Below are 11,809 nucleotides of genomic sequence, written 5' to 3'. Positions count from 1 at the left end.
CTCGGACACGGGTCACCCTCTCGCTCGCGCTTGCCCGGGCACACCGTGTGCCGGGCCGGGTCATCACCCGGGGCACCCCGCCGCGAACGCGAGGGTTGCCGGCCAGCAAGCCGGGGCTTGTGCGCTGGCACTCATGACCTGACCAGACCGTACCGCAGATAAGGTTGCGTCATGAGCGAACTCCCGCCGGATGGGACGCCGAACTCGCCCTGCTCCGAGCCCCCGTCCTCGGAGACCGGTGCGACCCCGGTCTCCGACGCCGGCCCCTGGGCGGCGCCGGGCAGCGCGCCCCCGGCGGCGGGCGGCGGCTCCTCGGCGCCGAGTGCCGGGCAGTGGGGGCAGGCGGCGCCGCCCCCCGCGCCGACGTCGGGCCCCGCGCCGTGGCAGTCCGCGGCCATCGGGCCGGCGCCGAGCCCGTGGAGCTCGCCGTCCTCGCCATCCTCGCCGTCCTCGCCGTCCTTGGGCCAGCCGATCGTGCCGCAGGCGCCGGCCAGGTCGGCCTCGGGGCCGCCGTTCCCGGGGTCCGGGCCGACCGGCGCGATATCGCCCGGCGGGCCGATGATCCATGCCGGACCGCCTGGGCCGGCTGGACCGCCTGGGCCCTCGCCGTGGCCGTCGGCGCTGCCCGGCGTCGCGGTGCCGAACGTGATCGAGGCAGCCGAGCCCAGCACCGGCCAGCAGGAGTACCCGACCGCCGCCCTCGCCCTGGCCGCCGCGCCGCCCGCCAAGCGCACCGACCGGCGCCGGCTGTGGACGCTCATCGGTGTCATGGGCTTCATCGCCCTCTGCGGCGCGGCCGTGCTCGCCTTCTTCGGCGTCAGCGGCGGCTGGACGGCGCTGCTCGTCGGCGTCGGGTCCGCCATTATCCCGGTCCCGGTCCTCGTGTCCTGCTTCCTCTGGCTGGACCGCTACGAGCCGGAGCCCGTGAAGTACCTCGTCTTCGTCTTCGGCTGGGGCGCCTGCGTGGCCACCGGCGTGGCGCTGGTGGTCAACACCGCCGGCAGCTACTTCGCCGAGAAGGCCGGCCTGTCCGGCGCCCTGGTCGCCGTGCTGCTCGCGCCGCTGATCGAGGAGAGCATGAAGGCCCTCGGCCCGGTGCTGCTCTTCTGGCGCCGCCCGCGCGCCTACTCCGGCATCATCGACGGCATCGTCTACTGCGGGCTGTCGGCGACCGGCTTCGCGATGGTGGAGAACATCCTGTACCTCGGCTTCAAGGGCTACGGCGATTACGCCGAGAAGTCAGGTCCGGCCTCGGGCGCGGCCGCGCTGGTCGGCATCTTCATCGTTCGCATCCTGATGAGCGGGTTCGCGCACCCGCTCTTCACCTCGATGACCGGCATCGGGCTGGGCGTCGCGTCGCGGTCGTCGACGAAGGCGGTGCGGTTCCTGGCGCCGCTGGCCGGCCTGCTGACCGCGATGATGCTGCACGGCTCGTGGAACCTCATGTCGGTCGTCGCAGCCAGCTCGACCAAGCCCTGGGTGCCGCTGCTGTACGGCTACTTCGCGGTGATGATGCCGATCTTCTTGGGCATGGTCGGCTTCGCGCTCTGGCTGCGCGCCAACGAGGGCCGGCTCACCGAGCGCGTGCTGGGCGAGTACGCGCGGGCCGGCTGGTTCTCCCCGCCGGAGGTCGCCGCGCTCGCCACCCTCGGCCGGCGGCTCTCCGCCCGCCGCTGGGCGAAGCGGGTGGCCGGCGACGCCGGCGCGCAGGCGATGCGGGCGTTCCAGTTCGACGCGACGCGGCTGGCGCTGCTGCGCGACGGCCTGCACCGCGGCCTGGACAAGGAGCCGAAGCGGCGGATGCAGACGCTGGCCGAGGAGCGGCAGCTGCTGACCGCGCTGGACGCCTATCGCCAGGTGTTCGTCGGGCGGGATCCGCAGTCGCCGCGGGCGGTGTGGGACGGGGCGCGCTATCACATCACGTTCCCCGATGGCGTGGTGCGCGTGCTCGACGCCCCGCCGACCCCGGTCGTGCCGGTGCCGGTCTCGCTGGCCGTGCCGCCGCCCCCGCCCCCGGCCTACGCCGGCCCGCCGTACTACAGATAGAGGCCGGTCGAGTCGGGCTCCACCCGCCGGGCCGCGACCGCGTGCACGTCGCGCTCGCGCAGCAGCACGTAGTCGCGGCCCTGCAGCTCCACCTCGGAGCGGTCCTCGGGGTCGAACAGCACCCGGTCGCCGGTGACGATGGAGCGCACGTTGGGCCCGACGCCGACCGCGGTCGCCCACGACAGCCGGCGCCCGACCGATGCGGTCGCCGGGATGACGATGCCGGAGACGTGCCGGCGCTCGCCCTCGGGGCCCTCGAGCCGGACGAGGACACGGTCGTGCAGGAGCCGGATCGGCAGTGCGTCCTCCGGTCGGGCGGCAAATGGAGCGTCGGTTGACGCCTGGTAACCGGCGGCGGGTTGTGCTGTCACGCTTGCGACGCTACCGCCTTGGTACGTGCCAACGACGTGCGGCCCGGTCTACCGTGAGGAGTCCTGGCCGGATGGCTGAGCGCGTCAAGGAGGCGATACGTGGGCCGGTTCGACACGGTGCGGGCGAATCTGCGCCGCGCCTATGTCCAGCGAATGGAAGCGGCGAAGGCGGAGCGCGAGGCCGCGGCGTTGGCCGAGGAGGATCCCGAGCCGGAGCCGGAGCTGGCCGAGCTCGAGCGGGAGTTCAGCCACGCGACGACGACCAGCCGGGATGACGCCGAGGTACCGCACGGTCTGCGCATCGCCGCCGCCTGGTCCTGGCGCCTGCTGATCCTCGTCGCCGCGGCCGCGGTGCTGCTGTGGCTGGTCGGCCGGCTGAGGACCGTGCTCATCCCGCTGAGCATCGCCCTGCTCCTGTCGGCCCTGCTCGCGCCGATGATGGGCGTCCTGCGCCGCCGGGTGAAGCTGCCCCCGTCGCTGGCCGCGTTCGTGGTGCTGATCACCGGCCTGGCCGCCGTGGCGGGCGTGCTGACCCTGGTCGTCACCGAGTTCGTGGCCGGGTTCCCGGCGCTGTCCGACAAGGCGTCCATCGGCGTACAGCAGATCCAGGACTGGCTCACCACGGGCCCGCTGCACCTCAGCGGCCGCCAGCTGGACGCCACCTTCGCCGCCGCCAGCACCTGGCTCAGCGACAACCGGGGCAGCCTCACCAACAGCGCGGTCAACACGGCCACCGCCACCGTGGAGTTCCTGGCGCTGATGCTGCTGATCCTCTTCGTCACGTTCTTCTTCATGCGCGACGGCAAGCGGATTTGGCACTTCGTGACCGGCATCCTGCCCACCCCCGCCCGCGACCCGATCCGCCGCGCCGGCGAGGCCGCCTGGCGGACCCTGGTGGCCTACGTCCGCGCCACGGTCCTGGTGGCGTTCATCGACGCACTGGGCATCGGCCTGCTGCTGTTCTTCTTGCACGTCGACTTCTGGTTCCCGCTGGGCACCCTCGTCTTCCTGGGCGCCTTCGTCCCGATCGTCGGCGCTACGGTCTCCGGCGCCGTGGCGGTCCTGGTGGCCCTCGTGGACGACGGGCCGGTCACCGCGCTCGTCGTGCTCATCGGCGTGATCGCGGTGCAACAGTTGGAGGGCCACGTGCTGCAGCCGCTCATCATGGGCCGCGCCGTTGCGGTCCACCCGCTGGCCGTCATCGTGGCGATCGCGACGGGGGTGGTGCTGGCCGGCATCATCGGGGCGCTGGTCGCCGTGCCGCTGGTGGCCGTGCTGAACACGGGCATCCGCCACCTGGTCGAGCACCGCCGCGAACCCCCACCCGACGCCGTGATCGTCCCCTCCGATTGAGGACTCACCGGACGAGTGCGAACTTGTCGTATTTTTCCGGCTCACGATCGCGCGCTGCGGTGGCCGGACGCCGCGGCGCGGCCGCGTCGTGGGGTGGCCGCCGCGCCGGTGGGAGGTCAGTCGGTGAGGCGGACCCGGACGCGGCGGTTGGCCTTGCCCTTGCTCTCCACCTTCACGACCTGCAGCCGCCCGATCTGTGCCGTCGACGCCACGTGCGTGCCGCCGTCCGCCTGCGTGTCCAGCCCGATGATGTCGACGATGCGGATCTCCTCCTCGTCGGCCGGGATCAGGTTGGACTGCGTGCGGATGATGTCGGGCAGGGCGAGGGCGTCGTCGCGGGCGAGCACCTTCGTCACCACCTTGCGGTCGGCGACCACCTCGGCGTTGACGAGCTCCTCGAGCCGGGCCTTGAAGTCCGGCGGTACCTCCGGCAGGTTGAAGTCCATGCGCGCCTCCGCGGGCTCCATCGAGCCGCCCGTCACCAGCGCGCCGAAGTCGCGGAACACGACGCCGCACAGCACGTGCAGGCCGGAGTGGGTGCGCATGAGCTTGGTGCGCCGCTCGTCCTCGACCGCGCCGGTCACCTCGGTGCCCACGGGCGGCAGCGGGTCGCCCTCGGCGGGCTGCAGGTAGAGATCGTCGCCCTTGCGGGTGCCGACGATGCGGGTCTGCACGCCCTGCCAGAGCAGGACGCCGTGGTCCGGGGGCTGCCCGCCCCCGCCGGGGTAGAACGCCGAGCGGTCGAGCACGATGCCGTCCTCGGCCGACGAGTGCAGCACCGTGCAGGTCCACTCGCGCAGCGTCGGGTCGGCCAGGTCCAGCCGGTACGTGCGGCCGTGATGTGTGACACCCATGAAAGCCGACTATATGCGGCGGGTCGGGCCCGCCCAGCATTGCGAAGTGGTCATGCAATACAGAATCCGTCACCCCTCATCCTGATACGCGTCAGAGGGTCACCCATTCGGTCACTACCGGTGAGCCGTTCGCCGGGTGGACGTACCGACTCAGCGGCGGCGAGCGGCAGCGTCCCGGGCGGCCTGGTCGCCGCCGCGCGCCCGGTCGACCAGGGCCAGCAGCGTCGGGTCGTCGCGCATGGTCTCAATGATGCAGGTCATAGCGCCCTATGGATGCGGGGACGGCGCCGGTGATGCGGGGACCGGCGCCGCAAATCAGGCGTTGAGGAACGCCGAGATCCGCGTGCGCAGGTCGGCGCGCTGCGTCCAGAGGATGCCGGGCCGGTCGTACACGTGCAGCCGCGCCCGCGGCAGCGCCGCCGCGAGCTGCTCGGCGACCGCGGCCGGGTGCAGGTCGTCGCCCCGGCAGCCGATGACCAGGCAGTCGGCGGTGACGTCGGCCAGCTCGGCCCGGTCTTCGATCGCCGCCTGCTCCGGCAGGCTGGCCAGGCCGGCCGCGAGCCCGTCGCGCATGAGCTGGTCGAGCCGCTGGCGCAGGAACGCCCAGACCGCCGGCGTGTTGCGCAGCTGTGCCGGGACCTCCTGCGAGATCACGTCGGCCACCGCCGCCGCGTCGCCCGCCTCGATCGCCTCCAGCAGCGCGGTGAGCCGCTCGTGGGCGGCGGCCGGGCGCGGCGCGTCGAGCACGGCGGGCAGGAAGAACACCGCCCGCTCGAAGCGCCCGGGGTTGTCCGCCAGCAGCCGGGTGAGCGCCCCGGCGCCCATGCTGACGCCGAGCGCCCGGGTCGCGCCGGAGAGATCGGCGATCGCGCGGAGATCGCGGGCGAGGTCGGGGTAGGTCCACGTGCCCCCGGGCGCCGCGGACTGCCCGTGCCCGCGGAACTGGAAGAAGACCTTGCGGCCGTGCACGGCGCTGCCCAGCGGGCGGGTCTCGGCGATTCCGCTGCCGAGGCCGTGGGCGAACACGGTCACCGGGTCACCCTCGCCGGTGACGAGCTGCTCCAGCTCGACGCCGTGCGGCGTGGCGACCAGCTCGGTCGGGGGCGCGGGGAGGGTCGGCCGGCCGGTCTGTGGCCCCCGGCTCACGGGCGGGCGAAACCGATCGGGGCGCCCGTCCGGTGGGGGCGGCCAGCGGAAGTCCATCAGCTCACCAGGAGCCGTGGCCGTCGACCGCGTCGCGCAGCGCGGGGCGGATGTCGAGCAAATACACGGCGAAGATCCCGACCGCGATGAGCGAGAAGATGCCGAGAAAGCCGAACCCGAGATTGGGCGAGATCGCGGTGAGCAGCTCGCCGCCGCCGATCATCGCCAGCCAGATGGATTTGGACATCGTGCCGATCGCCGCGAACGCGTCGGTACGTTGCACGACGCAGTGCAGGAACGCCGCGGCGCCGAGCACCAGGCAGAAGATCCACACGCTGAGCGAAATGTAGTTCTCGACCCGTAGGTAGAAGATCGGGACGGCACTCACCATGCACCGAGCTTATGCCGAAGCCCCCCGGCCCGTGCGCGACGGTGCCGGAGGGCTCCCGAGAAACACCGCTACTTCTTGGTGTCGGCCTTCGGCGCGACCTTCTTCGCCGTCGTCTTCTTGGCCGGGGTGCGCGGCGCGGCCGGCTCCTCGGTCGCGGTGACCGCGGCGGTCACGGCCTTGCGGCCCGGCTCCAGCTCGATCTTCGCCTCCGCGCCCCGGGCGGTGCTGACGACCTTCTCGCCGCGGGCGACCAGGTCGGTGTACATGGCCACGGCGCGGTCCTGCGCGACCTGAGCGCCGGCCTGCGCGCTGGCCAGGAAGCTGGCGGCGTTGCGCCGCGCCATCCCGCGCAGCCGGTCGAGGTCGTCGCGCAGGTTGCCCTCCGACACCGCGCCGGCCACGGCCGGGCGCAGCTCCTCGACGCGGGTGCGCAGATGGGCGACCTGCGCGGGCAGCTTGCGCAGCTGCTCGTACGCCAGGTCGCCGGCGCCCGCCGCGGCGTACAGCGGCGTCGGGATCTTGCGGGTGGTGCTCTTCGTGGTGGTCTTCGCGGTCACTGTGACTCCTCGTGGGAACGTGTCGGCTGCTCCGGTTCGGGCCCCGAGGTGGCACCGGCGCCGTTCTCGGGATCCGTAGAGTTCCGCGCGTTTTCCCGGCGGAACGTTTCGTAGATCTGGGTGAGCGATTGCTTCTGCGCGACGGTGAGGTCACCGTCGGCGGCGATCGCGGCGAGCACGTCGTGCCCCTCGCGCTCGAGCAGCCCGGCCCGCAGGTACATCAGCGGGGTCGAGACCCGCAGTGCGCTTGCGAGCTGAGCCAGCACCTCCGCACTTGGTTTGCGCAGGCCACGCTCGATCTGGCTCAGGTACGGGTTGCTCACCCCTGCCTGCTCGGCGAGCTGGCGGAGCGAGATGCGCGCGTTGCGGCGCAGGTCACGAATGAACCCACCCAGGTCGCGCGGCTCTTCTGTCACGCTTACCGACGGTAGCGCGGGCTGCTAACTCCTGCAAGCAAAATGCTTGCCAGAGTTAGCGTGAACCCAGTCACCACACTGAGCGAACCACGCCGACCTCGCGTCCGCCCCCCAAAACCGGAACCTCCACCCGCCCGGGCAGCGCCACGCCGAGCCGGGCCATTGCCGAGGCGAGCACCGGCAGCCGGGCCCGAATCCCACCGTCGTCGATTTTCAGCGCCACCGCGCCCACGCCGGGCAGCGCCGCCGCCGCGACCCCCTCGAATCCGAGCTTGAGCAGCAGCCCCGGGACCGCCCGCATGAGCCGGGTGTCGTCCTCGGCGGGGTCGTCGCCGGAGACCAGCACCGGGTGCGCCCGCATCGCGTCGGCGACGGCCCGCTCCCGGCTGCCGTCCGGCGCACTGACCAGCCGAAGGAACGCGCCGGCCAGGCCGCGCAGCGAGAACGCGAGCAGCGGCGCGCCGCAGCCGTCGACCCCGGTCGCGCGCACCGGCTCGCCGGTCAGCTCCTCGATCGTCGCGGCCAGCTGCCGCTGCAGGGGGTGGTCGGGGTCGAGGTACGTGGGCAGGGGCCAGCCGTTGGCCTTCGCGGTGCGCAGCATGCCGGCGTGCTTGCCCGAGCAGGTCATGAACAGCGGCTCGCGGCCGTGTCCGGCGCGCACCACCGCGTCGCGGGCGTCCTCGGACAGCGGGTAGTCCGGCGGGCAGCCGAGGGCCTCGGCGGGGATGCCGGATTCCTCGAGCATCCGCCGTACCGCGGAAAGGTGGACCGGCTGCCCGCGGTGGCTTGCGGCGACGAGCGCCAGCTCCGCGTCGGTGGCGACCAGCCCGGCGCGCAGCATGCCGACCGCCTGCAGCGGCTTGGCCGAAGAGCGCGGAAAGATCGCCCCGAGCACGTCGCCGGCCCACGCCGCTACCTCGCCGTCGGCGTCGAGCACGACCACGGAGCCGTGGTGGCGGCTCTCGACCACGCCGCTGCGCACGACCTCGGCGAGCAACTCCCCGCCTGCGTACAGGTCAGACATTGCCGATCCCCAGCATGGCGCGGGCGTCGCCGGTGCTCATCGGCGGGCGCTGGGCGAGCCGGGCGAACCCGCCGGCCCGCGCGACGAGCTGGGCGTTGCTCTCGACGGGCTGCCCCTTGGCGTACGTCACGGTGTCCTCCATGCCGACGCGCAGGTGTCCGCCGGCGGCGAGCGAGGCGAGCAGGACCGGCAGCGAGGAGCGCCCGATCCCGGTCGCGGAGAAGGTGGTCCCCTCGGGCAGATCCCGCAGCGCGGCCTCGCAGGCGGCGAGGGCCGCGACGGTGCCCGGCATGCCGCCCGGCACGCCCATGACGAGGTCGACGTGGACGTGCCCGCCGGCGGGCAGCCCGTGCTTGTCGAGCAGCCGGCGCAGGGCGGCGATCTGCCCGAGGTCGAAGATCTCGTACTCGGGGACGATTCCCCGTTCCTGCATGCGCGTGTGCAGGTCGACGATGAAGCCCCATCGGTTGAGGAACACGTCGTCGCCGAAGTTGACGGTACCCATGGTGCAGGACGCCATGTCAGGCTGGGCGTCGAGCACGCGGAGCCGGTCGGCCTCGGGGTCGGTGACCGCGCCCCCGGTCGACAGCTGCACGATCAGCCCGGTCTCGGCACGCAGCGCGGCGACCGCCTCCCTGAGCCGCCCGAGGTCGAGCGTGGGCTCCGCGGCGTCGTCGCGGAGGTGAACGTGGATCACGCTCGCCCCCACCGCCTCGCAGTCCCGACCGGTCGCCACCAACTCCTCAAGCGTCACGGGCAGCGCGGGCACGTCCGATTTGCGCGATTCAGCGCCGGTCGGAGCCACCGTGATCAACGTCGTTGTCATCACGTCGCCGATCCTGCCATGCCGCCCCCGAACCGGCTCGCGACCCCGTGACCTGCCACTCCCGCCCGTGCGGCGGTCACCTCTTCGCGGGGGAAGGGGAAGCGGGTAGCGAACGGCTACAGGGCGAGGTCGATGGCGGCCGTTGACGGGCCTACGCGCAGGGTCGAGTCCGGGGTCAGGTTCTGCTTGACGACCGCCAGGGCGATCATCCCCAGCTCATAGTGGCGCACCGCGGTCCCCACGAAGCCGACCGGGCGGTCGCCGCCCTCCAGCGTTACGGGGGTGTGGCGCGCCGGGAGTTCGTCGGTGGTGATGCCGTCCAGGTGGAGCAGCACCAGCTTGCGCGGCGGGCGGCCCAGGTGGTGCACCCGCGCTACCGTCTCCTGGCCGCGGTAGCAGCCCTTCTCCAGGTGTACCGCCGGAGCCGTCCAACCTACCTCGGCCGGCAGCGTCTTGTGGTCGGTCTCGAACCCCGCCCGCGGGCGGCGCGCGGCCACGCGCAGCGCCTCGAAGGCCCAGATGCCGGCGAGTGGCAGGCCCGCGGACTCGATCACGTCGGGAACGGCCTGGCGGGGGACCAGCAGGTCCGCGCCGTACGTCATGCGGCGCACCCATCCGCCGACGGGCAGCGGCGCGGCCGAGTACACCGCGGTGGGGCGCGGCGGGACCGAGCCGTCGGCGAACTTGGCGTCGGGCACCGCGAGCAGATCGGGCGGGAGCAGCGGGCCGACGCCGAGTGTGACGAGGGCCTCGTCGGTCTCGGGGCCGACGATCGACAGCAGCGCCCAGTCGGCGGTGACCTCGGCCGGCTCGACGCGCATCAGGAACCGCATGCGCTCCAGGAACGTGAGCAGCCCGGGCGCGTCGGCGGTGTCCAGCCAGGTGGTGGTGCCGTCGTCGGTGAGCACCGCGTGGTGCTCGACGTGGCCGTGTGGCGAGAGCACCAGCAGCTCGGAGCCGGTCATCGGGGCGAGGTCGGTGAGGTGCTGCGTGGTGAGGCTGTGCAGCCAGGTCAGCCGGTCGGCGCCGGGAACGGCCAGCACCCCGCGGTGCGAGCGGTCGACCAGGCCGGCGGCGGTGTCCAGGATGCGCTGCTCCCGGGCCGGGTCGCCGTAGTGGGCCACGGCGCCGGCGTCGGGGTCGTTCGGGTCGAGGGCGGCGACGGGTACGGCGCTCAGCATGGTTCTCCTCGGGTAGTACCGCAGTCACCGCAGAGGCCGAACAGCGCGACGTGCCCGATGTCCAGCCGGAACCCGCGGCCGTCCAGCAGCTCGCTGGCGAGGCCGTCCAGGACCGGCGAGGGCAGCTCCTGCACCGAGCCGCAGTGCCGGCACACCAGGTGGGCGTGCTGGTGCTCGTCGACCGCGTGGTATGTCGGTGCGCCGTGCGAGAGGTGCGCGTGCGTGATCAGCTCGAGCTCCTCGAGGAGCTCGAGCGTGCGGTACACGGTGGTGATGTTGACCCCGGCGGCGTGCTCGGCCACCTCGGCGTGGATCTGGTCCGGCGTGGCGTGGCGCAGCCGGTAGACCGCTTCCAGCACAAGCTGCCGCGGCGCGGTCAGCCGCAGCCCGCGCGACCGGAGCATCTCCGCGAGGTCCACGTCGTTCAATCTATCCCGCCACCTATCCCGCCACGCGCTCCAGGCGCGCCGAGAGGTGCACCTGCAGTGGCTGGCCGACTGCGGCCAGGTCGAAGGTGTACAGCAGCGCGCCCTCGATGATGCCGTAGAGCCGCTGGCCGCCGCGCACCTCCTTGGCCGTCGCCGTGCGGCCGATGCCGTCGGTGGCCATCTGCCACTGGGTCGTGCCGCGCGCCTGGCCGGAGTACAGCTCCACGATCCCGGTGGGCGCGGACAGCAGGATCTCGAGCTCGTCGGTCGCCTTGCCGTCGACGATCACCGGGCGCCACCAGCCGACCTCGCGCTGTGCCGGGCGGATCGGGTTGGCGTCGGCGTCGATGATCCACGAGCGCGACTCGTAGAACAGGAACGGCCGCCCGTCGTGGCTGAACCGGACCTCCTGCCCGTAGTGGAAGCCCTCGATCGTCGGGTAATCGCCCTGCCCCCGCCCGCGCCACACGCCGACCAGCGGCAGCAGCCCCAGCAGCGCCGGGTGCAGGTCCGGCCCCTTGCGAAGATCGTGCGTCTCCTCGAACGGATACTCACCGACCTGGGCGAGCCCCGCCCACGGCGGCGGCTGCACGTCAGTCACCAACGCCCCCTCGACACCCGAACCGCGAGATAGATCAGGCCGCCGGCCAGCGCACCCATGCCGGCGACGAGCAGGCTCACGAACCCGATCTCAGTTACCATCACCCGAATCCTATGCTGCGAGACATGACACGTTCTCTCGTCGTCAAGGCAACCGCCGGATCCGATGCCCCGGAGCGCTGTTCGCAGGCCTTCACCGTAGCCGCGACGGCCGTCGCGGGCGGCGTGCCGACGTCGCTCTGGCTCACCGGCGAGTCGGTCTGGTTCGCGCTGCCGGGCCGCGCCGCCGAGTTTGAGCTGGCGCACGCCGCACCGCTGCAGGACCTGCTCGAGGCGATCCTGGCCGGCGGCTCGGTCACCGTCTGCACGCAGTGCGCCGCCCGCCGTGACATCGGGGCGGACGACGTCATCCCGGGCATCCGGATCGCCGGCGCGGCGGCGTTCGTCGAGGAGGCGCTGCAGGACGACGCCCAGGCCCTAGTTTATTAGGCACGTTTGAGACACGGGACTCGGGCCGCGTCACCTGAAGACCGTTCTTCCCACGAGACACCGGTCGGCGCTGGCGCTCGCCCAGTCTGGCTCGACGAGGCTTCGCGCCGGTCGATCCGGACCAGGCGCT

Annotated in this window: 14 protein-coding genes, 1 pseudogene and 1 riboswitch; of the genes and pseudogenes, 3 read left to right on the top strand and 12 right to left on the bottom strand. The window is 72.8% G+C overall.

Features of this window, described 5'->3' with window-relative positions; genetic code table 11:
* Window positions 1-21: 21 nt before the first annotated feature.
* Window positions 22-139, bottom strand: a riboswitch (SAM riboswitch).
* Window positions 132-671: a hypothetical protein gene (locus tag ACGFI8_RS06265; RefSeq protein ID WP_392800700.1), complete on the bottom strand. Its 540-nt coding sequence runs from the start codon at window positions 669-671 to the stop codon at window positions 132-134. (Overlaps the previous riboswitch by 8 nt.)
* On the opposite strand from ACGFI8_RS06265, the gene ACGFI8_RS06260 reads away from it, so the two are divergent.
* Entirely contained in the window at window positions 646-2,046 is a 1,401-nt protein-coding gene (locus tag ACGFI8_RS06260; RefSeq protein WP_392800698.1) for a PrsW family intramembrane metalloprotease, read from the top strand. The genes ACGFI8_RS06265 and ACGFI8_RS06260 overlap by 26 nt on opposite strands.
* Here ACGFI8_RS06260 and ACGFI8_RS06255 read toward each other — a convergent pair.
* Window positions 2,037-2,345: a GroES family chaperonin gene (locus ACGFI8_RS06255; RefSeq protein WP_392801235.1), complete on the bottom strand. Its 309-nt coding sequence runs from the start codon at window positions 2,343-2,345 to the stop codon at window positions 2,037-2,039. The genes ACGFI8_RS06260 and ACGFI8_RS06255 overlap by 10 nt on opposite strands.
* Window positions 2,346-2,516: 171 nt before the next feature.
* Here ACGFI8_RS06255 and ACGFI8_RS06250 point away from each other — a divergent pair, with 171 nt between their 5' ends.
* The gene (locus ACGFI8_RS06250; RefSeq protein ID WP_392800695.1) at window positions 2,517-3,770 is read left to right on the top strand and encodes an AI-2E family transporter; all 1,254 of its coding nucleotides are present in this window, start codon (window positions 2,517-2,519) and stop codon (window positions 3,768-3,770) included.
* A 116-nt stretch (window positions 3,771-3,886) separates the two neighbouring features.
* On the opposite strand, the gene ACGFI8_RS06245 is transcribed toward ACGFI8_RS06250, so the two are convergent.
* The 10 genes and pseudogenes from ACGFI8_RS06245 to mtfM form a co-directional block, all read right to left on the bottom strand.
* Entirely contained in the window at window positions 3,887-4,624 is a 738-nt protein-coding gene (locus tag ACGFI8_RS06245; protein WP_392800692.1) for an alanyl-tRNA editing protein, read from the bottom strand.
* Window positions 4,625-4,939: 315 nt separating this feature from the next.
* Window positions 4,940-5,830, bottom strand: coding sequence for an alpha/beta fold hydrolase (locus ACGFI8_RS06240; RefSeq protein ID WP_392801233.1), 891 nt, complete (start codon window positions 5,828-5,830; stop codon window positions 4,940-4,942).
* 1 nt (window position 5,831) lies between these two features.
* Window positions 5,832-6,158: a DUF2516 family protein gene (locus ACGFI8_RS06235; protein WP_392800690.1), complete on the bottom strand. Its 327-nt coding sequence runs from the start codon at window positions 6,156-6,158 to the stop codon at window positions 5,832-5,834.
* Between the two features lie 473 nt (window positions 6,159-6,631).
* Window positions 6,632-7,131 (bottom strand): annotated as a pseudogene (locus ACGFI8_RS06230) (helix-turn-helix domain-containing protein); the annotation flags it as partial.
* A gap of 70 nt (window positions 7,132-7,201) precedes the next feature.
* Window positions 7,202-8,155 (bottom strand): asparaginase, encoded by a 954-nt coding sequence (locus ACGFI8_RS06225; protein ID WP_392800687.1) that lies wholly within the window; start codon window positions 8,153-8,155, stop codon window positions 7,202-7,204.
* Window positions 8,148-8,981 carry a 3-keto-5-aminohexanoate cleavage protein gene (locus ACGFI8_RS06220; RefSeq protein ID WP_392800684.1) on the bottom strand — a complete coding sequence of 278 codons (834 nt, stop codon included), beginning with the start codon at window positions 8,979-8,981 and terminating at the stop codon, window positions 8,148-8,150. The genes ACGFI8_RS06225 and ACGFI8_RS06220 overlap by 8 nt, the downstream gene beginning before the upstream one ends.
* A gap of 116 nt (window positions 8,982-9,097) precedes the next feature.
* Window positions 9,098-10,162, bottom strand: coding sequence for a YgfZ/GcvT domain-containing protein (locus ACGFI8_RS06215; RefSeq protein ID WP_392800682.1), 1,065 nt, complete (start codon window positions 10,160-10,162; stop codon window positions 9,098-9,100).
* On the bottom strand, window positions 10,156-10,566 hold the full coding sequence (locus ACGFI8_RS06210) for a Fur family transcriptional regulator (protein ID WP_392801231.1): 411 nt from the start codon (window positions 10,564-10,566) through the stop codon (window positions 10,156-10,158). Before ACGFI8_RS06210 ends, ACGFI8_RS06215 begins: the two co-directional genes overlap by 7 nt.
* Window positions 10,567-10,603: 37 nt before the next feature.
* Window positions 10,604-11,191: an FABP family protein gene (locus ACGFI8_RS06205; protein ID WP_392800680.1), complete on the bottom strand. Its 588-nt coding sequence runs from the start codon at window positions 11,189-11,191 to the stop codon at window positions 10,604-10,606.
* Window positions 11,188-11,292: a small membrane protein MtfM gene (gene mtfM / locus ACGFI8_RS06200; protein ID WP_033363477.1), complete on the bottom strand. Its 105-nt coding sequence runs from the start codon at window positions 11,290-11,292 to the stop codon at window positions 11,188-11,190. Before mtfM ends, ACGFI8_RS06205 begins: the two co-directional genes overlap by 4 nt.
* A gap of 12 nt (window positions 11,293-11,304) precedes the next feature.
* Between mtfM and ACGFI8_RS06195 the strand changes: the two genes are divergently transcribed.
* Window positions 11,305-11,679: a DsrE family protein gene (locus ACGFI8_RS06195; RefSeq protein WP_392800677.1), complete on the top strand. Its 375-nt coding sequence runs from the start codon at window positions 11,305-11,307 to the stop codon at window positions 11,677-11,679.
* The last annotated feature ends 130 nt before the right edge of the window (window positions 11,680-11,809 follow it).

The organism is Dactylosporangium sp. NPDC048998 (assembly GCF_043197855.1).
Taxonomy (GTDB): Bacteria; Actinomycetota; Actinomycetes; order Mycobacteriales; family Micromonosporaceae; genus Dactylosporangium.
The sequence above is the reverse complement of the archived record's forward strand: the minus strand, read 5'-3'. Positions and strand labels throughout refer to the sequence as shown.

Coding starts and splice junctions, on each gene's coding strand:
- ACGFI8_RS06235 (WP_392800690.1), bottom strand. CDS start 6,158: ATGGTGAGTGCCGTCCCGATCTTCTACCTACGGGTCGAGAACTACATT.
- ACGFI8_RS06220 (WP_392800684.1), bottom strand. CDS start 8,981: ATGACAACGACGTTGATCACGGTGGCTCCGACCGGCGCTGAATCGCGC.
- ACGFI8_RS06225 (WP_392800687.1), bottom strand. CDS start 8,155: ATGTCTGACCTGTACGCAGGCGGGGAGTTGCTCGCCGAGGTCGTGCGC.
- ACGFI8_RS06245 (WP_392800692.1), bottom strand. CDS start 4,624: ATGGGTGTCACACATCACGGCCGCACGTACCGGCTGGACCTGGCCGAC.
- ACGFI8_RS06210 (WP_392801231.1), bottom strand. CDS start 10,566: ATGCTCCGGTCGCGCGGGCTGCGGCTGACCGCGCCGCGGCAGCTTGTG.
- mtfM (WP_033363477.1), bottom strand. CDS start 11,292: ATGGTAACTGAGATCGGGTTCGTGAGCCTGCTCGTCGCCGGCATGGGT.
- ACGFI8_RS06215 (WP_392800682.1), bottom strand. CDS start 10,162: ATGCTGAGCGCCGTACCCGTCGCCGCCCTCGACCCGAACGACCCCGAC.
- ACGFI8_RS06195 (WP_392800677.1), top strand. CDS start 11,305: ATGCTGCGAGACATGACACGTTCTCTCGTCGTCAAGGCAACCGCCGGA.